At 64.1% G+C, this 407-nt stretch carries 1 pseudogene; it reads left to right on the top strand.

The window, feature by feature from the left end:
* A pseudogene (locus K0F86_RS27065) lies at positions 1–407 on the top strand (ShlB/FhaC/HecB family hemolysin secretion/activation protein); the annotation flags it as partial.

Below are 407 nucleotides of genomic sequence, written 5' to 3'. Positions count from 1 at the left end.
AATGAACTGGCCGGCATCGGCGACGTGGCCAGCGTGCGCGCGTTTACCTCGGCCGACGGCCTGAACTACGGCCGCCTGGCGTATCAGGGCCAGGCCGGGTTGCTGCGCCTGGGCGGCGCCTACACGTATATGGATTACAAGCTGGGCAAGGAATTTGCCGTGCTCGACGCCAAGGGCACGGCGAAGATCGCCAGCGCGTATGGCAGTTATCCGCTGATCCGCTCGCGCGGCAGCAACCTGTATGCGCAGGTCAGCTACGACGACAAGACGTTCCAGGACCGCACGGAATCGACGGGCACGGTCAACGACAAGACAGCCAGCGTGTGGATGCTGAACCTGAACGGCGACGCCAAGGATGGCTGGGGCGGCGGTGGCGCGAGCACCTATTCCATCACTTACACCACAGG

Origin of the sequence: Janthinobacterium sp. UMAB-60, from assembly GCF_900095235.1 — a bacterium.
Taxonomy (GTDB): Bacteria; Pseudomonadota; Gammaproteobacteria; order Burkholderiales; family Burkholderiaceae_D; genus Janthinobacterium.
The sequence above is the reverse complement of the archived record's forward strand: the minus strand, read 5'-3'. Positions and strand labels throughout refer to the sequence as shown.